Origin of the sequence: Pseudomonas sp. D47, assembly GCF_045447305.1 — a bacterium.
Taxonomy (GTDB): domain Bacteria; phylum Pseudomonadota; class Gammaproteobacteria; order Pseudomonadales; family Pseudomonadaceae; genus Aquipseudomonas.
In genome coordinates, this window is the sequence record NZ_JBJGXU010000010.1 from 14,345 (window position 1) to 32,696 (window position 18,352).

The following is an 18,352-nucleotide window of genomic DNA, read 5'->3' on the forward strand; positions in this document are numbered from 1 at the left end:
ACAAAACGTATCGTATACGACGCAGAAATAGCTTAAAACTTAAAAATGCACTGTATAGGATGCAAAATGATATGGACGACTTAGGTCTCCTGATCAAAAACCTACGCAAGGCGGCTGGCCTTTCACAAAGCCAGCTCGCGCAACGGCACGGTATGAGTCGCTCTACCATCTCAGGAATCGAGAACAACACCATTCCTGAAGTGGGCATTCGCAAGGTGGCTGCGATTCTCGAGGGTTTAGGTTACGAGCTGACCGCGATCCCTAAGCGTCGACGTAAAACGCTCGACGAACTGAAAGTAGGAAGCGTCCATGATTAGGCAAAGTGACCGGCTCTATATTGGCGCTGGTGGCGTGGCAGCTGGAACACTCGGGCGCAACGAAGAAAAACCGCGCGATTCGGTGTTCTCGTACAACGAGACCGTAGCCGAAAAGGACGCGGTCTCTTTGACAATGCCCGTGCGCTTGGAGAGCTACAACTGGGCGTATGGAATCCATCCCCTGTTTGAGATGCACATTCCCGAGGGGCACCTCAAGGCCGAGCTTGTGCGGCGTTTCAGCAAATCAGTGCGTGGCTTTGACGACTTCGCCTTACTGGGTATCGTCGGTCCACACCAGTTGGGTCGTATCAGCGTTACCTATGTTGCCGGTAACAAATCGCTGCCCGAGATCAAGCTCTCTGAACTCTTGGTCTTTGACGGAGCAAAGGATCTGTTCGACGACCTGATGAAAACTTACGCCGCCTACTCCGGTGTTTCAGGGGTTCAACCGAAGGTACTGGTGCGCGACGTTGACGATGCGGATCCCGACGTTGCCCGCCTCCCCCACCGTGGCGCTACGCATCTAGTGAAAGCGTTCAATGATTCAGACTTTGCGCAACTGGCAGCCAATGAGTTTTTTTGTATGCGCGCGGCACTTCACACAGGCCTTGAAGTGCCTGAATGCCAGCTTAGTCAGCACGGTAAATTTTTGGTGGTGAAACGGTTCGACATCAGTGATACCGCCTACCTCGGGTTCGAAGACATGTGCGTGCTATCGGGATGGGGAACGAGTAAGAAGTACGACGGTAGCTATCAGGGCTGCGCGAAACTGATCAAGGCTTATGTCTCCCCTTCGCGGGTGACCAAGGCGTTAGAGGACTTCTTCATGATGGTGGCACTGTCTGCAGGCATCCAAAATGGTGACGGACACCTTAAGAATTTCGGCCTGCTGTATGAGAATTGTGCCGAAGACGCAGATGTTTGGCTCGCACCAGCTTACGACCTAGTGACGACTACTGTGTACCAGGTCAACGACATTATGGGTCTGTTGCTCGGCGGCTCGAAGGCTTGGCCAAAACGCAAGATGCTGGTGCAGTTCGGGCGCAGCGCGTGCAATTTAACCGAAGCCCGCTGCACTGAGTTGCTCCACCGAGTGCACAGTGGCATGAACCGCGCGATGGTGGAGCTTTCGGATTATGGAAGTACCCATCCGGCGTTTGAGGCAGTGGGAGAAAAAATGCTCGCTGCTTGGGCCGCTGGACTGGCGAGGAGTATTGAGCCGGAGTGATTTGCCTGCCACATCGTCAGAACACCACCGAACGCTGACAAACCGACGTCGCCACAACCTTCCCACGTTTAAGCACCATCAACCGCGCCGGCAAGTCGAGAATCACATCACCCACCGAGCGCGTATCCAGCAACACCAAATCAGCAGCCTTACCCGGCGCCAACCCATAATCCTGCAGCCCCAGCGCTTTCGCCGGACTCGTGGTGAGCATCGACAACACCGTGGCCTGGTCATCCGCCCCGCCCAGGTGGCAGGCAGGAATTGCCAGTTGCGCAATGTTGAGCAAATCGCCGGTGCCAAACGGGGTAAACGCGTTGCGGATGTTGTTGGTGGCCAGGCACACATTCACGCCGCCATCGCGCAGTGCTCGCACCGGCGTCAGGGTGCGGCGCACGTTATGGTCGTCGCCGCGCGCACCGAGGTGCAAGTCGGTGGCGGGCAGGCACATGACGCTGATTCCGGCCTCGCGAATCAGGGCAATAATCTCGCGCTGTTTGTGCGGCGGCACGGCGCCCAGGCTGGTCAGGTGGCCGACACACACGCGCCCTTGATAGCCTTCCTCGAGGGTCTTGCGCGCGAGGTATTCAATGCTCATGTGGTCGGCGTTGTCGGCGAAGTCCTGATGGAAGTCGATGTCCTTGCCGTAGCGCTTGGCCAGGTTAAATACGTAGTCGATGTGTTCATGCGCTGAGTTATCGTTGTAGGGAATGCCGCCCACTACATCGGCGCCTTTTTCCATGGCCTCGACCATCATTGCCTGCATGCCCGGCAGTTTCAGGATCCCTTCCTGTGGGAAGGCGACCACCTGGATGTCGATGACGTCGCGCAACCTGTCGCGCAGTTCCAGCACCACATCAAAGCCGGTGAAGCCTTGCACCGGGTCAAACTCGGCATGAGCGCGTACGTGGGTGGTGCCGGACTGCACCAGTGCACGCAGTACTTGGGTGGAACGCTCAAGAATGTCTTCACGGGTCAGTGTGGGTTTGAGTTCGGCGGTGACCGCTATCGCCTCCTTTAATGTGCCGGAACGATTGGCCTTGCGGTGCATAACATTGGCTTTTTCCAGGTGCAGGTGCCCTTCGACAAACCCCGGGATCAGCACGTTGCCGTGGCCTTGAATTTCCTGCTGGGCGTGCGCTGAAATGTGCGGCGCAATCTCGATGATTTTGCCGCTGTGCACCGCCACATCCATCAGTGGTTGTGCGTCGTCGATGCGTACGTTACGAAAGATTAAATCCATGACGATGGCCCTCAATGTTGCTGCCCTCAGGCACAGCGGGCGCAACGGTAGAAAACAACAATGGGTGGCTCAACCGTTGGAGCAGCCGTTACCCATCACGTGGTACTCAAGAATGTGCCGCTGGCCCTTGGAGTCTTCGTAGGTCATACGCACGGGCACCACGGCGCAGACGTCCGCAACGTCGCTGGTGGAAATGACGTGGGCGATGTCCAGGTGCTGGGCATAGCTGTATTGCTCGACCGGCAGTGGCTCGTCGGCCATCGCCGCAGCGGAAAACACGCCGAATATCAGTACAAGTAACCCTTTCATGTTCAGATGACCTCTTCCAAATCTGCAGGAAAGTGGAACCCGGCAGCTGTGCAGCGCCGGGCCCATTAGTAGCGTGATCAGAACGGTTTGGTCGGCAGGTACTTGCCATCCAGGGTGATCACTGCGCGGGAGCCGCCGTCCGGGTCATCGACCTTCTTGATGTCCAGTTTGAAGTTGATGGCGCTGATGATGCCGTCGCCAAATTTCTCGTGAACCAGGGCCTTGAGCGTGGTGCCGTAGACCTGAATCATTTCGTAGAAACGGTAGATGGTCGGGTCGGTCGGGATACCGTTGCCGATGCTGCCGCGCACCGGAATGCTTTGCAGCAGGAGCACGGCATCAGCGTCGAGGCCCAGGGTGTCGGCAACCACTTGGGCGGCGTTGGCCGGCAGTGGGTGCTGGCCAAGCAAGGCGGCGGTGACGAAAGCTTCGTGCAGGCCGGTGCCTTCGGCGATCTGGGCGAACGACAGGTCTTTGCGGGCCTTGGCCAGGAGGATGACGTCGGCCAGGGCAAGGCGAGTGTTTTGGCTGATTTGTGACTGGATCATGGTGGTATCTCCGTGGGTAAAAATAAGGGTTAGTGCGAAACAGCGCGTACAGTTGGGTTGTCGGCCAGCGGCACGAACTTGCCGGTGCGGCCATCGAAGGCCTGGATGCAGCCGCTTTCGATGTCGTAAACCCAGCCATGCAGCGTTACGCGCTTTTCTTCGAGTGCAAGGCGCACTGAGGGGTGCGTTTGGATATTGGCCAACTGAGCGATGACGTTTTCGCGCACCATCGAGGCGACCTTGGCGGGCTGGTCAACATGCTTGCGGGCCTCATTAACTACCCGGCCAGAATCGGCGTAGCGCAACCAGCCGGCCACGGCGGGCATGTGGTCCAGGCATTTGCAGGTGGCGATGGCAGTCATGGCGCCGCAGTCGGAATGCCCGCAGATCACGATGTCACTGACTTGCAAAGCGGCGACGGCGTATTCCACCGAGGCCGACACGCCGCCCGGCTCAGGGCCGTAGGACGGCACGATGTTGCCGGCGTTGCGAATGACGAACAGGTCGCCCGGCTCGCGCTGCGTGACCAGCTCTGGCACCAGCCGGCTGTCGGAGCAAGAAATGAACAGCGCCCGTGGGCTCTGCTGGTTGGCCAGGTCTTTAAACAGGCCGGCACGCTCGGGGAAGGCGCTGCGTTGAAATTTCAGGAAACCGTCGATGATGTCTTGCATGGGTGACTCCATTGGTTCGCGATGCGATGAAGCAAAGGTTACGGAGCTGGTGCAATAAGGTAAAAGTCTCATATATGATCAATAGCATTAGATAATCTTATGGGTTCAACCATGCTGGCACGACATATCCAATACTTCCTTGCGGTCGCGGAACATCAGGGCTTCACCAAGGCGGCGACGGCCCTGCATGTCTCGCAGCCGGCGCTGTCGCAGCAAGTGCGGCAGCTGGAAGAGAGCCTCGGCGCACAGTTGTTTGATCGCTCAGGACGCAAGACGCGCCTGACCGATGCCGGGGAGGTTTACCTACGCTATGCGCTGCGGGCGGCGCAGGAACTGCAGGAAGGCAAGCGTGCGATCCATGACGTGGGCGATTTGAGCCGGGGAACGCTGCGGATTGCAGTGACGCCGACCTTCACCACTTATCTGGTTGGGCCGCTGGTGGAAGCCTTTCACCAGCGCTACCCGAACATCACGCTGAACGTGCGTGAGGTCGCCCAGGAGCAGATGGAGAACCAACTGCTGGCCGACGAACTGGACGTGGGTATTGCGTTTGATGAGGTGCATGCGCAAGACATCGAGACCTTTCCCCTGCTGGTCGAAACCCTTGCGCTGGTAGTCGGTCAACAGCACCCACTGGCGGGGGAGCGGGCCATTGGGCTGGAGGCGCTGAATGGCGAATCATTGATTTTACTGAGCAAGGAATTCGCCACCCGCGAGCAAATCGACCGCTACTGCAACCAACACGGCATCCGCCCGCGCGTGGTGATGGAGGCCAATGTGATCAGTGCGTTGATTGAGGTGGTGCGCAGGACCACGCTGTCGACCTTACTTCCTGCCGCCATTGCGCGGGCGCATCCAGAGTTGGTGGCCGTTGAGTTGGGGCCGCAGCGGTTAGAGCGCACTGCGGTGTTGATGCAGCGCAAAGGGGTTTATCAGTCTGCGGCTGCACGGGCGTTTATGGACGTAGCGAAGCACGTGGCGGGAGCCTAGGAATATTTATCCCAGAGCTTGTTTCGAAATCGTTTGCCTGGGTCCAATTGCGCCTTGAGTGCGAACAGGCGCCGGGCGTTCGGGTAGGCGCGTGAGAATTGCTCCGGCGTCGCATGCAGCTGGTACGGCAGATAGTAGGTTCCGCCTAGCGACAGCGCGGCGTCGATAAGCTCACGTGTCCACACGCCGACTTCCTCGCGGTCTGCCACGCCAACGCGTTGCCAGTAATAGAGTACGAACGAAAACACCTCTTCACGCGCCCAAGACAGACACGATTGCGTATCACTCGGCGCGTGCCGGATGGAGATATTGACGGCATTCACGGCGTGCGCCCGCAGGATGCCAGCCATCAACGGTACGAACGCCTGGAGTTGGGCAACGGGAACAAAATACTCCTGCAACGCATAGGTGCTGGTGCGGGTTGCGATAGGCCCCAGTGAGGCGACGTCCGCACTGGCCTCATAATTGCGCCGTACCACCGGATGGCTGAGATAGCGCAGGGGATCGACCACGTCCTTGCGGATCAATGGGCCGCCGGGAAGCTTTGCCACACTCCACATCACGGCCTCATCAAACTTGTACGATTGCCCCGGCGCGACTAACCGGTCTGCGACTGTCGGCGCTTTGTCGGTGGCGCACCAGGTGACGCAAGTGGCCCGGTCAAAGAAAGGCGGCGCCAAATCGGCGTTGTGCAAAATAGCCTGGGCGTTACCACGGACGTGGTCATTGAAAAACGTCGGGTAATCGGCAATTGGCAGTCGGCGCACCTGACGCTCCATGGCGACGTTGGGTACAAGGTCCAATTCGACTTCGGTGATCACGCCCAACGCGCCGTAGCCACCGATCGCGGCGTAGAACACGTCGGCGCTGGTGCTGCGGGAAGCTTCGATTACCGAGCCGTCCGCCAGCACCAGTTGCAGGCAACGTACCGAATTGATCAGCGGGCCGGCGCCGACATAACGCCCATGCGCATTGACAGACAACGACCCGCCGACGGTGAAGTTGGCATAGCTCTGCATTATTTTTACCGAGAGATCATGCGGGTCGATGACCGACTGTAAATCGCGCCAGCGCATGCCTGCTTGCACCCGTATCACCTTGTTCCCAGGCGAGAACCGGACCACCCGATTGAACCTTCGCATATCGAGGTGCAGGCAGCCCTCGGTGGCAATCTGTCCGCCCATGCTGTAGCGCCCACCGCCCATACTGACGGGCCCTGCCCCTTCGGCAAGCGCCTGGCGAATCTCCTGCGTCGTACGCGGGGTGAGCACACCGTTAACCCATATCGGGTTAAGCAGCGTCACATCGTTAATCAGCTCACCTGAAGATGTGGCCGCTATCGCCCAGGGTGATAGCGCACTGGCTGCGATACCGACCATGCCGGCGTGAAGCAGCTCGCGCCGTGTGCACTTCACCGGGCCCACCGCTTCGCCTCAGGTTGCGCCGCTGCGTGAGCATGCCCGGGTGCGTCAACAATGACGTGCACCTGCGAACTGCGCAGCACGCTCGCCGGCGTCACGGTACGCCGCTGCCACGGAATGCGGCCCAGGTACCAGAAACGCCAGAAGACCAGCCTCGGGTCGGGATTTTGTTGCAGCAACGTCGCGAACGTCTCCACCTCTCCCACCTGAATGTCGGTCGCTTCATAAATAACGTCACGAACGAAGCGCGAACAGAACTGGCGTCGCGAGCTGATGTTGAAGCCGGTGTCGTAGAACGTGCCCATGCGCCGAAGCGCTGCGCTGACCAGCGCACTGCGATGCTGGTTGCTGAGCGCCGCGGTCAGCCGCGCAACGGCATAACGGCCGTGCTCGGAGCGTTGCAGGAAGCGTGTCAGTGGCGTGGTTCGCGCGAAGGGAAACGTACTTTCCGCAATCAATGGATCGTCGCCACGGTTGTCGACGACGATGCCCACGTGGTTAGTCCATGAGTTCGTGGCGCTGGCGACTTCCAGGAACGGTCGGGCGGTTACGCGGATGAAAACCAGGTCTCCAATCTGCAAATTACCCACGGGCGTGCTGGCCGGTGTGATCACTCCATTGTCTACGGGCATGCTGACCTCCTTTTTGTGATGGGCCAGTATGCGAGGAGGATGCATATTTCACACCTTTACCCTAAATATTTTCTTACACTGCTACCCCCAGTATCGAATTCCAATACTTATGACTCAAATTAGCCGGCTCATCACCACAATCAAGCAGCGCCTCAAGTCAGCGGGAATGACCTATCGCGACGTTGCGCTGGCGCTTGACCTATCAGAGCCCAGCGTAAAACGCCTGCTGGCCAGTGGGCGTCTGACGGTGGAGCGCCTCGCCCAGTTCAGTGATTTGCTGGGTTTGACGATGGCGGAATTACTTCAGGAGGCGGAGTTATCGGCACCGCGCCTGCAGATGCTGGAGCGGGATCAGGAAGCGCAACTGGTATCAGACCAAACGTTGTTGCTGGTGGCCGTGTGTGCGCTGAATCACTGGTCGCTGGAAGACATGCTGTCGGCCTATTGCCTGTCGAAAGCCGAGTGCATCAAGCACCTGCTGGTGTTAGAGCGGATGGGCCTGGCGGACCTGAAACCGGGTAACCGGATCAGGCTGCGCGTAGCACGAGACTTTGATTGGTTGCCGAACGGCCCTATCCGCCAATTTTTTCTGCGCCAGGGTCTACCCGATTTTATGGGCAGCCAGTTCGAGGCGCCCGACGAGACCCTGGATTTTGCGCATGGCATGTTGACGCAGCCTGCTTACGCTCAGTTGCAAGTCGAAATGCACAGACTGCGCAGCAAGCTGGCAGCGCTTCACAACGAATCGCTGGCCGCCCCGTTGTCAGAGAAACGCGGAACGGCGCTCTTGCTGGCACTGCGCGTCTGGGAACCACTGGCCTTCAGGAAACTAAAGCGCAGCTAGTCCGCAAGCCCTACCTCGCCTGATTTTATGCATACGTAAAAACCCTGCTCAAGCGCATCGGTGGCCCTTCCGAGGGCGCGGGCCTGATGCTGGAACTGGTTCGCCAACATGGGCTGGCGGTGTTTCACCGGTTGGACGAGGTGCCGGCGGCTCAGTAGGGAATGGGGTTGCCTCGTTGGGTTTGGGTATTACCGCGCCTTGAGTAATACTCGGCCGGCCCCAACCCCTAGGTGTTCCCCGTGTAATCAGGTCGAGTGGCGCGAGTGGTCATGGATAAAACGAAACACAGCGATTTCGCCTATCAGGCGGTGTACCGCTACCTGGTCGAGTTGATCGACGCCGGCCCTACGCAGGGCGAGCGCAAACTGCCGTCCCTGCGCCAGCTGGCCACGCGCCTGGGCGTGTCGGTGTCGACCACCAAGTACGCCTACGCGCTGCTCGAAGATGAAGGGCGGATCTACGCCAAACCCAAGTTCGGCTACTTCACCCGGTCGCTGCCCGCGCCGTTGTTGACGCAAGGCTCGCCCAGCCTGCTCGACCAAGTGTTCGCCCATGCCCGCCAGCCGGGAATGCTGGCGTTGAGCAGCGATGCACCGGCGATGCTGCTGTCGCTGGAAAACCCGCTGCTGATGCTCGAACGTGAGCTGACGCGCCAACACCCGCGCGCCCTCACGCCGCTGTACCTGCCGTTCGGCGAGCCCGAGTTGCGCGCCGCACTGGCCGAGCGCTACACCCAATCGGCCGACAATTACTGGCAAGCCGACCATGTGTTTATCGGCTCGGACCTGCACAGTGTGCTGGATGCCGCGCTCAACGCCCTGGACCTGGCCGGTACGGTGGCCTTGGTGGAGTCGCCGTGTTCGTGGGCGATTTTGCGTCAGTTGCAGGCGGCGAAGGTCCGCGTGATCGAGTTGCGCCTTGATACGCACGGGCGTTTCGACCTGGCTGCGCTGGAAGGCTTGCTGACGCAGGAGCCGATTCGATTCGCGGTGCTGTCCTCGACGGTGAATATTCCGCAGGGCGGTGTGGTGCCGGCGCAGGACAAGCAGCAGATTTGCCGCTGGCTGGCGCAGCAAGATATCTGGCTATTTGAAAACGACACCTATGGCGAGTTGTATTTTGAGCCGCAGCCGGCGCGCTATCGCGACTTTGCCGACCCGCAAAAACTGCTGGTGTTCTCGACCTTCGATAAAGTCATCGGTTCCGAAGCGCCGTATGGGTATGTGCTGTGTCGCGGGCAGGGGCCGCAGTTGCAGCGCGTGTTCCTGGAGCGGGGCTTTCGCCTCTCACCGATCCGCCAGAAGGCGATCGCCAAACTGTTCACCTCCAAGCGTATCGACCCCCATTTGAAGACGCTGCGGGCTTTGTTGCTGGAGCGGATGACAGGCATGAAAGCCCTGCTGGACGAGGCTCAATGGCCGGCGCTCGTGCCCCGAGGCGGCGCGAGTTTCTGGCTTAAGGCTCCGCACTCAGCCAACCTGCGCCAGGTGTTCGAGCGCTTGCTCGCCCAGCGCATCGTCATCGCCCCCGGCGAGCTGTTCAGCCAACAAGGCGCGTGGCCGCAGCACCTGCGCCTGAGCTTCACCCTCGACTGGAGCAAAGATATCGCCCAGGCCGTGCAGCAACTGGCCCAGGCGGTGCGTCAAAGCCCGTAGCAATGCCGCGCTTCGGGGAAACGGCCGTGGCGCACGTCGTCGGCAAAGCGCTCGCAGGCATCGCGAATCACCGCGCCAACATCGGCGTACTGTTTAACGAAGCGCGGCAGGTGCTCACCGCCCAGGCCCAACACGTCTTCGGTGACCAGCACCTGGCCGTCGCACGCCGGCGAAGCACCGATGCCGATAGTGGGCATGTTCGAGTCCAAGGTGATCTGCCGGGCCACGCCTTCGGCCACCCCTTCCAGCAACAGACTGAAAGCGCCCGCTTGCAGATTGGCGCGGGCATCAGCGGCAATCACCGCCCCCGTTTCAGCCGTGAGGCCCTGGGCCTTGAACCCGCCCATCACATTGACGAACTGCGGCATCAACCCCACATGAGCCATCACTGGAATGCCGCGCGCTACCAGAAACTCAACGGTGCCCGCTAACGCCTGGTTGGCCTCCAGCTTGACGGCATCGCAACCGGTACGCGCCAACACCTGGGCGCAGTTGCGAAACGCTTGCTCATGGGATTCCTGATAACTGCCGAACGGCATGTCGGCGATGACGCAGGCCAGGCGCGTGCTGTCGACCACCGCGCGGGTGTGGCCGATGATTTCTTCGAGCTGCATGCTCAAGGTCGAGGGGCGGCCATAGCCGACCATGGCCGTGGAGTCACCGACCAGAATGAAGTCGACCAACGGGTCGATCAGCTTGGCGATGGCGCTGGAATACGCGGTCAGGGCGACGATTTTCTGTTGGCCCTTCATCGCGACCAATTGCGGGACAGTGATGCGTTTAGTGCGGGTGTGGATGCTCATCGAGGGTCTTCCGTTTGCGCTGAATACCCGGCCCGATTATTGGCAGAACGCACGGCGATTCAATGCACAGATCGGCGCTAAAAAGCGACCCAGGTTTTTAAACTGGTATCATCCAAACCTTCACCGATCAGGCAAAAAGAAATGAACCGCCAGAAAAAACTCAAGCAGCTCTTCAAGGCCAAAGCGAAAAAAGCCAGTGCCAAATTGGCGCCGAAAAGCAAAGACATCTACATCAGCAAAGCCGACCGCGCCAAACTCGAAGCTGAGGCCGATCAAGCCTCAACCAGCGCTGCTGACACGTCCAGCTGAAGGCGTCCCCGCTTCATATTTGCCCCAGATACGCCGCAGATGCCGCGCCGAACCAAAGCCGGCGCGCTCGGCAACGGTTTCAATGTCCAGGGTCGATTCAACCAGTAATTCACGCGCCACGGTCAACCGCAGTTGGTGCAGGTAATCCAGCGGGCTGATGCCGACGTGCTCGTGAAATAACCGCGCCAGGTGGCGGCTGCTGGTGTAGGCCAGGCCGGCCATGCGTGTGACGGTCCACGGCTCACACGGGGATGCGGCGATGGCGTCCTGCACCCGATGCACGGCGGGATGCAGGTGGTTGCGCCCGGCCAGCCATGGCGACAACTGCGGGTCGGCGCCGCTGCGGCGCATGTACACCACCATGTCCCGCGCCACCGCGCAGGCCAGCCGTGGCCCGGCCAGTTCGGCGACCAAATGCAGCATCAAGTCGATGCCCGCTGTAACGCCAGCGCTGCAACTGATATTGCCATCGGTGACGTACAGGCGGTTTTCCAATACCCGGGCCTTTGGCGCCATGGTTTGCAAAATAGGGCACAGCGCGTGGTGAGTGGTGCACTGGCGCCCGTCGAGCAACCCTGCACGGGCGGCGCTCAAGGCACCGGCACACACGCACACCAGCCGTTCGCCGGAGGGCGCGAACACGGTTTGCAGCCACTGGGTCAGTTTATTGCTGGCCGACTCGAACACCTGCTGACGTGCCCGGGTGACCTTCGAGGTGGAGCCCACCAACACCACCAACGTGCCGGGCGCCAGGCTTGGCGGCAATGGCGCCAACCCGCTCAGGGGCAAGCCGATAGAGGTTTGCAGCGACTCCACCGGGCTGACGTACTGCAAGTCGAAGTCGATGGCCGCCGGGTCTTCGGCTTGAGCCGCCAGGCGCAGCACTTCGGCGGGGCCGGCCAGGTCGAGCATCAGCACGTTGGGCAACAGCACGAACAGCACCGGCACGCTCATAGGTTCAACCTTCCAGTGCCTGGGCCACGCTGGCAATGCGCGCGAAACGCCCTTCCAGCACCAACTCCGTACGCTCGCGAATCTCGGCTGCGGTGTAGACCCGGCCACTGCGTGCGTGGGTCATCGGGAAGGTCATGGTCGCCTCGCTGACAAAATCCACATTGAGGCCGCTGTCCGAGGCCTGCCGTGTGGTGGTTTCACAGCACTGTTCGGTGCGAATGCCACTGATGATCACCGTCGTCACGCCCATCTCCGTGAGCCGCGCAGCCAGGGGCGTGCCGGCAAAAGCGCTGTGGTAGCGCTTGTGAATGATCAAGTCGGGGTTGATCGACAATTCGCTCAACGCCCGCACGTTGCCGGAGGCCAGGGAAAAATGCCCTTGGTCCTCGACATGCAAGACTTGTATCACCGGGATGCCGTGTTGAACACACCCATCGATGAGCGCCTGTTGTTTTTCCAGGTAAGCCGGCAGGTCATTTTCGGACCAGTAGGTTGAATGGCGGAACGAATGCTGGGCATCGATAACGATAAGGGCTTTGCGGTTCATGAGGGAGCCTTCTGGCTGGCTGATCAGTGAATGATGCAAGCCATACTAAGCACTCAGACAGGTGAGCAACAGGCGCATGCCGGACCACTTCAGGACGGATTCGGACATGCGTTTCAGCGTGGCCAGGCACAGGGTGCAATCACTTGGCGAACAGCTGGCTCATGTCCTTGAACGCTTTGAACTCCAGCGCGTTGCCGCACGGGTCAAACAGAAACATCGTGGCTTGCTCGCCGACCTGGCCTTGGAAGCGGATGTAGGGTTCGATCACAAACTGGGTTTCACGTGCCCTGAGCCGATCGGCCAAGGCTTCCCACTGCTCCCATTGCAGGATGATGCCGAAATGCGGGACCGGTACATCGTGACCATCGACGGGGTTTGAGTGCACCGATTCCTGAGTGTCAGTCTTGGGGTGTTGATGGATGACGAGCTGGTGGCCGTAAAAGTCGAAATCGACCCATTGCGCGCTGGAGCGGCCCTCGGAGAGCCCAAACACCTCGCCATAGAAGTGGCGAGCGGCAGCGAGGTCGTAGACGGGAATAGCTAAATGAAAGGGCGAAAGGCTCACGGTGGCTACCTGCAGGTTCTGTTATTCAGAACGCGATTCTTCACCAGAAAGCCCCTGCGATAAAGCGCATATCTTTCGCCCTGAGCCTCAATTTTTTTGATGCTCGCGCCCTACTTCGGCGCCCCCAGCACTTCTATGACGCACGCCCTGAATAACGCGAAGAGCGGCAGTTGGCGCTGGGTGTACTTGGTCAGCAGCACGATTTCACGATAGAACGTGAGCGTGTCCAATCGCAAAACCCGCACGTCGCTGCCGTGTTCCAACCACAAGCCGGCCATCGGTACCAGGGACACGCCGAGGCCGCTTTGGACCATCTTGACGATGGCGTCCAGCTCGTCGAGTTCCAGTGCCTGTTGCGTCTGGATCTTGTGTTCCTTGAGAAACTGCGTGACCTGGCGCCCGCCGAATGAACCGCGGTCGTAACGTACAAAGGGCTGCTCACGCAGGATCTGCAACGGGTCATCGCCCGGTACGTCTTTGGCGGTGATCAGTACAAAAGGCTCGCGGGCGATGACCTCGATATTCAGGTCCTTGGGCAGGTTGAACGGCGGGTGGATCATGATCGCCAGGTCCAGCTCGCCGGCATCGACCTGGCTGAGCAGGTTCAGCGAAACCCCCGGCACCAGGTTGACCTCGATGAACGGCGCGCGGCGCTTAAGCGCCACCAGCGCCTGGGGCAGAAGGCCGGTTTGCACACTGCCGATGGCGCCGATGCGCAACGAACCGTGGAAGTCGTTGGCGCTGTCGGGGGTACCCATGCGCGAGAAGATATCGAGGATTTCCTCCGCCAGCGGCACCGCGCGCTGCCCCGCTGAGTTGAGGGTGGCGGAGCGGCCGGTACGGTCGAACAGCTTTACCCCGAGCGCGTCTTCAAGGTGTTTGATTTGTGCGCTCACGGCCGATTGCGTCAGCCCCACCTGCTGGCCGGCGGCGGCAAAGGTGCCGCGCCGCGCCGCGCTCACGAAGGTTCTCAACTCTCTGATCATGCCGGTTACCTCACTGGTTCACTCAGCAGCCGTTCAACGCCACCTGCGGGCGCTCGCCCGCAAAGAACAACGGACGCAGCCGCACGCCCACGCTGTTACCGATAAACGCCGCCACCAACCACACCCAGCCATGCAGGCTGCCCGAGGCGATGCCACTGAAGTACGCGCCGATATTGCAACCGTACGCCAAGCGCGAGCCGTAGCCCAGCAACAAGCCACCGATCACCGCCGCCACCAGTGAACGCGCCGGGATGTTCAGGCTCGGCGCAAAACGCCCGGCCAGGCCTGCCGCCAACAGCGCACCGAGGACGATGCCGATGTCCATGACGCTGGTGATGTCTTCCCACACCGGCGCGGCCAGGGCCTTGGCATTGCCCGGCATTTGCCAGAACGCCCAGTTGGCCACATCCACACCCAGACCGCTGGCGACTTTGGCGCCCCACAGCGCGAACGCCGAGGTGATGCCCCACGGCCGCCCGGCCAGTGCCAGGGTCGCGTAGTTGAGCAGCGCCAGGCCAATCGCGCCCCACACCAACGGCCAGGGCCCGCGCAAGAAACGGCGCCAGCCTGTGTGTTCGCTGGTGACGCGCGCTTCAAGCTGGCCATGACGACCCTTCTCGAGGCGCACGCTGACCGCTGCGATGATCGCGAACACGGCCAAGCTCAAGAGCAATGCCGGCACTACGCCGAAGCTTTTGACGATGGAAACCGCTGGGAACGACGGCAATGCGAACCACCATTCGACATGGTGGGTCGCAATCAACGAGCCGCAGATAAAGAAGAATAACGTCACCAACATGCGCGCATTGCCGCCACCCACGGTGAACAAAGTGCCCGAGGCGCAACCGCCGCCCAACTGCATGCCGATGCCGAAAATAAACGCACCAAACACCACCGATACCCCGGCCGGCGCCACCAGCCCGACCACCGGCTGGCCAAGCAATGTACCCGCCCCTAGCGCTGGGAAAAACAGCACGACCGCCACCGCCAGCATCACCATCTGTGCGCGCAAACCAGCGCCGCGCCGATCATTGATGAATACACGCCAGGCCGACGTGAAGCCGAAGGCGGCGTGGTACAGGGTCAAGCCCAGCGCCGCGCCGACCACCAGCAACAGCACCTGGCGCGAGCCGACGCTGTTCTGCAGGAACACGGCGCCCACCACCAGGATGATAAACGCCAGCAGTGGCGCGATGGGCTTGCGCGCGCGGGGCAGGGAAAGGGAGGTGCTCATGGGGAGTCTCGGTGTGTTTGAATGGGGTAGGTATGATGGCATGGAATCCGGACGCAAAGGCCAACGGGTCGAGTGTGGGAGTCTTGCGTGTTTTCTGAATGAATAGAACGAGTTCACATGGGCAATACACCGAAACTGGAAATCGAGCGTACCGCTTACGACGACTTTCTAAACCGTTGGAACCAGGGAGCGTTCGAGCAACAGCGGCTTGGCCAAGCGTTCTACAACCATTTCCAACTGCACAAACTCAACGATCAGGCGTCCATTTGCGCACTCCATGGCAGCGATGGAGAGAAAGCGAAGGCCGCGATTTTGCGGCTGTTTGAAATCAAGTGATCTTTTAGCGAACCGGCCATCATCGAGTGGCCCGACAACCGGAGGAACTAACGCCCTCATGAGTGTCCTCGGCACGTTCCGTTCCCTGCGCAGCCCCAACTACCGCATCTGGGCCGCCGGTGCGCTGGTGTCCAACGTCGGCACCTGGATGCAACGCACCGCCCAGGATTGGCTGGTGCTCACCCAACTCACTCCGCACAACGCCGCCGCCGTGGGGATCGTCATGGCACTGCAGTTCGGGCCGCAGTTGTTGTTGCTGCCGTGGACCGGGTTTGCCGCCGACCACTACGACCAGCGCAAGCTGCTGATCGCCACCCAGGCGGTCATGGGCCTGCTGGCGCTGACGCTGGGGGTATTCACCATCACAGGCTTCGTGCAGCTCTGGCACGTGTACGTGTTTGCGTTTTTATCCGGCTGTGCCTCGGCATTCGATGCGCCGGTGCGGCAGATTTTCGTGGCCGAACTGGTGGGCGAGAAAGATTTGTCCAACGCCATCGCGCTCAACTCCACCTCGTTCAACATGGCGCGCATGATCGGCCCGGCCGTGGCGGGCGTGACCATCGCCTCAGTCGGCACCGGCTGGGCGTTCCTGCTTAATGGCTCGAGCTTTTTTGCGGTGCTGGCGTCGCTGTTTTTCCTGCGCGTGTCCAGCCAACACATCAAGGTGCGCGCACTGCGGACCAAAGGCAGCCTCACCGAGGGCATGCGCTATGTGTGGGCGCGGCCGGACCTGAAGGCGATCTTGCTGATGCTGTTTCTAATCGGCACCTTCGGCATGAACTTCCCGATTTTCATCTCGACCATGGCCGTCACCGAATTCCATGCCGATGCGCGTGGCTACGGCCTGCTGACCTCGACCCTGGCCATCGGCACCATCGCCGGCGCGCTGATTGCCGCCGGCAGTGAGCGACCGCAGTTCAAGTCACTGCTGACCGGCGCGGCGGTGTTTGGCTTTGGTTGCATACTCGCAGCGTCGGCACCGAACTACTGGATGTTCGCGATTGCGCTGGTGATCATCGGCGTGGGTGCCATGACCTTCAGCAACACCACCAACAGCCTGATGCAACTCACCACCGAGCCCGCCATGCGCGGACGCGTGATCGCTCTGCGCGTCGCCGTCGCCCTCGGTGGCACGCCGATTGGTGCGCCCATCGTCGGCTGGGTGGCCGACCACCTCGGCCCGCGCTGGGCGCTGGTGGTCGGCGCGGTGTCGGGCATCCTGGCAGTTGGCGTGGCGCTCTACACCCTGAAGCGTGAGCTGGACCGGCCCAAATAGCGCCTGCACACGCCACCTTGTATAGGGGGGTGGGGTATGCAATGATGCGCCCCATCATAGGTAGGGGGGGTATATCGTGGGCCATATTGCCGCAAACAAAGACAGCCTGATCAAGCGCGTCAAACGCATCGCCGGGCAGCTACAGGCGGTTGAAAAAGCCTTGGAGTCGGACCTCGACTGCGCCAAAACCCTGCACCTGGTGGCCGCCACACGCGGCGCCATCAATGGTTTGATGGAAGAAATCATCGAAGACCACGCCAGAGCCCATGTGGCCGACCCCGCCCTCAGCGAGGAAGCCCGCGCCCGTGGCGTCGAAGAGCTGCTGGAAGCCATTCGGCGGTATTCCAAATGAACGCCGCCCATAGCGCTCACACCCACGAACATGTGTTCCTCGGCTCGGCCCACGACGAAAACGCCAAACGCACCCTGTGGGTCGTGATGTTGACGGTGGTGATGATGGTCGCGGAAATTGCCGCCGGGGCCTTGACCGGTTCCATGGCGTTGCTGGCGGACGGCTTTCACATGGCCACCCACGCGGGCGCGTTGGGCATTGCCGCTGCGGCCTACGCCTACGCCAAACGCAATGCGAGCAACTCACGCTACAGCTTCGGCACCGGCAAAGTCGGCGACCTGGGCGGGTTCGCCTCGGCGCTTATCCTGGCGCTGGTGTCGCTGGGTATCGGTGTCGAGTCGGTGATGCGCTTGCTGCAGCCTACCGAAGTACAGTTCGGTACCGCCACGCTGATTGCGGTGGTGGGGTTGGCGGTGAACATCGCCAGCGCGCTGTTGCTGGGCCACGGTCACAGCCATGGGCACGATCATGATCACGACCATCATGGCCACGACAACAACATGCGCTCAGCCTACGTGCATGTGCTCGCCGATGCGCTGACCTCCGTGCTCGCCATCGCCGCGTTACTGGCTGGGCGTTATCTGGGCTGGGTGTGGCTGGACCCGGCGATGGGCATCGTCGGCGCCGTGGTGATTGCGCGATGGTCCTGGAGCTTGATGCGCACCACCGCCGGCGTGTTACTGGACCAAACCGATGAACACGTCGCCGCCGAGATCCGCGAACTCGTCGAACAACCTGGCGATGCGACGATTACCGATCTGCACGTGTGGCGCGTGGGCCCGGACGCACATGCCGCCATCGTCAGCGTCGTTGGCCGCTCGACCATAGACGCCGAGAGCATTCGCGAGCGCCTCAAACCGGTCCATGAAGTGAGCCACCTCACCGTTGAATTTCGTGCGGCCTAGCTGCGCGCCCTTGCTCAAACCCAGGTGAGACCTTGGCTAAAGATATCGAAAACCCGTGCATCTCCACCTGCCAACTCAGCGGCGATCTATGCGTCAGTTGCGGGCGGAGCAAGGACGACATTCGCAAATGGAAACGCATGAAGCGTCCGGAAAAGATGGCCGCCGTGCAGCGCGCGACGTTGCGGTTAAAAGCGTTGAAAAAGACCCAATAGGGCTGGCGCTGCCGCCAG

Annotated in this window: 23 protein-coding genes; 11 read left to right on the top strand and 12 right to left on the bottom strand. The window is 60.7% G+C overall.

Translation table 11 applies throughout. From position 1 onward, the window contains the following. Positions 1–71 precede the first annotated feature (71 nt). Both ACI77I_RS09555 and ACI77I_RS09560 read left to right on the top strand, forming a co-directional pair. On the top strand, positions 72–317 hold the full coding sequence (locus ACI77I_RS09555) for a helix-turn-helix transcriptional regulator (protein ID WP_083357646.1): 246 nt from the start codon (positions 72–74) through the stop codon (positions 315–317). Next, the gene (locus ACI77I_RS09560; protein ID WP_406997384.1) at positions 310–1,545 is read left to right on the top strand and encodes a type II toxin-antitoxin system HipA family toxin; all 1,236 of its coding nucleotides are present in this window, start codon (positions 310–312) and stop codon (positions 1,543–1,545) included. The genes ACI77I_RS09555 and ACI77I_RS09560 overlap by 8 nt, the downstream gene beginning before the upstream one ends. 16 nt (positions 1,546–1,561) lie before the next feature. On the opposite strand, the gene ACI77I_RS09565 is transcribed toward ACI77I_RS09560, so the two are convergent. The 4 genes from ACI77I_RS09565 to ACI77I_RS09580 form a co-directional block, all read right to left on the bottom strand. Next, the gene (locus ACI77I_RS09565) at positions 1,562–2,785 is read right to left on the bottom strand and encodes an amidohydrolase family protein (protein WP_406997385.1); all 1,224 of its coding nucleotides are present in this window, start codon (positions 2,783–2,785) and stop codon (positions 1,562–1,564) included. Positions 2,786–2,854: 69 nt separating this feature from the next. Beyond that, the gene (locus ACI77I_RS09570; RefSeq protein WP_094949844.1) at positions 2,855–3,094 is read right to left on the bottom strand and encodes a DUF2790 domain-containing protein; all 240 of its coding nucleotides are present in this window, start codon (positions 3,092–3,094) and stop codon (positions 2,855–2,857) included. A 77-nt stretch (positions 3,095–3,171) separates the two neighbouring features. Further along, on the bottom strand, positions 3,172–3,642 hold the full coding sequence (gene cynS / locus ACI77I_RS09575; protein WP_094949845.1) for a cyanase: 471 nt from the start codon (positions 3,640–3,642) through the stop codon (positions 3,172–3,174). 29 nt (positions 3,643–3,671) lie between these two features. Continuing rightward, on the bottom strand, positions 3,672–4,313 hold the full coding sequence (locus ACI77I_RS09580; protein ID WP_094949846.1) for a carbonic anhydrase: 642 nt from the start codon (positions 4,311–4,313) through the stop codon (positions 3,672–3,674). A gap of 111 nt (positions 4,314–4,424) precedes the next feature. Between ACI77I_RS09580 and cynR the strand changes: the two genes are divergently transcribed. Continuing rightward, the gene (gene cynR / locus ACI77I_RS09585; RefSeq protein WP_094949892.1) at positions 4,425–5,303 is read left to right on the top strand and encodes a transcriptional regulator CynR; all 879 of its coding nucleotides are present in this window, start codon (positions 4,425–4,427) and stop codon (positions 5,301–5,303) included. On the opposite strand, the gene ACI77I_RS09590 is transcribed toward cynR, so the two are convergent. Together ACI77I_RS09590 and ACI77I_RS09595 are read right to left on the bottom strand one after the other, a co-directional pair. Further along, the gene (locus ACI77I_RS09590) at positions 5,300–6,682 is read right to left on the bottom strand and encodes an FAD-binding oxidoreductase (RefSeq protein ID WP_406997423.1); all 1,383 of its coding nucleotides are present in this window, start codon (positions 6,680–6,682) and stop codon (positions 5,300–5,302) included. The genes cynR and ACI77I_RS09590 overlap by 4 nt on opposite strands. A 32-nt stretch (positions 6,683–6,714) precedes the next feature. Further along, the gene (locus ACI77I_RS09595) at positions 6,715–7,356 is read right to left on the bottom strand and encodes a YebB family permuted papain-like enzyme (RefSeq protein WP_406997386.1); all 642 of its coding nucleotides are present in this window, start codon (positions 7,354–7,356) and stop codon (positions 6,715–6,717) included. 109 nt (positions 7,357–7,465) lie between these two features. Here ACI77I_RS09595 and ACI77I_RS09600 point away from each other — a divergent pair, with 109 nt between their 5' ends. Together ACI77I_RS09600 and ACI77I_RS09605 are read left to right on the top strand one after the other, a co-directional pair. Continuing rightward, the gene (locus ACI77I_RS09600; RefSeq protein WP_242151456.1) at positions 7,466–8,200 is read left to right on the top strand and encodes a helix-turn-helix domain-containing protein; all 735 of its coding nucleotides are present in this window, start codon (positions 7,466–7,468) and stop codon (positions 8,198–8,200) included. A gap of 269 nt (positions 8,201–8,469) precedes the next feature. Further along, positions 8,470–9,855 (top strand): PLP-dependent aminotransferase family protein, encoded by a 1,386-nt coding sequence (locus ACI77I_RS09605; protein ID WP_406997387.1) that lies wholly within the window; start codon positions 8,470–8,472, stop codon positions 9,853–9,855. Here the strand turns inward: ACI77I_RS09605 and panB are convergent. Beyond that, entirely contained in the window at positions 9,843–10,658 is an 816-nt protein-coding gene (gene panB, locus ACI77I_RS09610; RefSeq protein ID WP_094949850.1) for a 3-methyl-2-oxobutanoate hydroxymethyltransferase, read from the bottom strand. The two genes, ACI77I_RS09605 and panB, sit on opposite strands and share 13 nt — an antisense overlap. 141 nt (positions 10,659–10,799) lie before the next feature. On the opposite strand from panB, the gene ACI77I_RS09615 reads away from it, so the two are divergent. Next, positions 10,800–10,967: a DUF2986 domain-containing protein gene (locus tag ACI77I_RS09615; protein WP_094949851.1), complete on the top strand. Its 168-nt coding sequence runs from the start codon at positions 10,800–10,802 to the stop codon at positions 10,965–10,967. Here ACI77I_RS09615 and ACI77I_RS09620 read toward each other — a convergent pair. The 5 genes from ACI77I_RS09620 to ACI77I_RS09640 form a co-directional block, all read right to left on the bottom strand. Continuing rightward, the gene (locus ACI77I_RS09620; protein WP_406997388.1) at positions 10,938–11,921 is read right to left on the bottom strand and encodes a GlxA family transcriptional regulator; all 984 of its coding nucleotides are present in this window, start codon (positions 11,919–11,921) and stop codon (positions 10,938–10,940) included. The genes ACI77I_RS09615 and ACI77I_RS09620 overlap by 30 nt on opposite strands. A gap of 4 nt (positions 11,922–11,925) precedes the next feature. Then, entirely contained in the window at positions 11,926–12,468 is a 543-nt protein-coding gene (locus ACI77I_RS09625) for a cysteine hydrolase family protein (protein WP_094949853.1), read from the bottom strand. Positions 12,469–12,607: 139 nt separating this feature from the next. Next, positions 12,608–13,033: a VOC family protein gene (locus tag ACI77I_RS09630; protein ID WP_406997389.1), complete on the bottom strand. Its 426-nt coding sequence runs from the start codon at positions 13,031–13,033 to the stop codon at positions 12,608–12,610. Positions 13,034–13,143: 110 nt separating this feature from the next. Continuing rightward, on the bottom strand, positions 13,144–14,019 hold the full coding sequence (locus tag ACI77I_RS09635; protein WP_094949855.1) for a LysR family transcriptional regulator: 876 nt from the start codon (positions 14,017–14,019) through the stop codon (positions 13,144–13,146). A 22-nt stretch (positions 14,020–14,041) separates the two neighbouring features. Continuing rightward, a complete protein-coding gene (locus tag ACI77I_RS09640; protein WP_406997390.1) occupies positions 14,042–15,253 on the bottom strand; it encodes a YeeE/YedE family protein in 1,212 nt (403 codons plus the stop codon). Positions 15,254–15,370: 117 nt separating this feature from the next. Between ACI77I_RS09640 and ACI77I_RS09645 the strand changes: the two genes are divergently transcribed. The 5 genes from ACI77I_RS09645 (at position 15,371) to ACI77I_RS09665 (ending at position 18,334) form a co-directional block, all read left to right on the top strand. Beyond that, positions 15,371–15,589, top strand: a complete 219-nt coding sequence (locus ACI77I_RS09645) for a hypothetical protein (protein WP_094949857.1) — start codon at positions 15,371–15,373, stop codon at positions 15,587–15,589. 58 nt (positions 15,590–15,647) lie between these two features. Further along, positions 15,648–16,865: an MFS transporter gene (locus tag ACI77I_RS09650; protein WP_406997391.1), complete on the top strand. Its 1,218-nt coding sequence runs from the start codon at positions 15,648–15,650 to the stop codon at positions 16,863–16,865. 76 nt (positions 16,866–16,941) lie between these two features. Next, positions 16,942–17,217: a metal/formaldehyde-sensitive transcriptional repressor gene (locus ACI77I_RS09655; RefSeq protein WP_083357626.1), complete on the top strand. Its 276-nt coding sequence runs from the start codon at positions 16,942–16,944 to the stop codon at positions 17,215–17,217. Beyond that, positions 17,214–18,122, top strand: a complete 909-nt coding sequence (dmeF, locus tag ACI77I_RS09660; protein WP_406997392.1) for a CDF family Co(II)/Ni(II) efflux transporter DmeF — start codon at positions 17,214–17,216, stop codon at positions 18,120–18,122. The genes ACI77I_RS09655 and dmeF overlap by 4 nt, the downstream gene beginning before the upstream one ends. A 32-nt stretch (positions 18,123–18,154) precedes the next feature. Continuing rightward, entirely contained in the window at positions 18,155–18,334 is a 180-nt protein-coding gene (locus tag ACI77I_RS09665; RefSeq protein WP_094949860.1) for a DUF1289 domain-containing protein, read from the top strand. Positions 18,335–18,352: the final 18 nt, after the last annotated feature.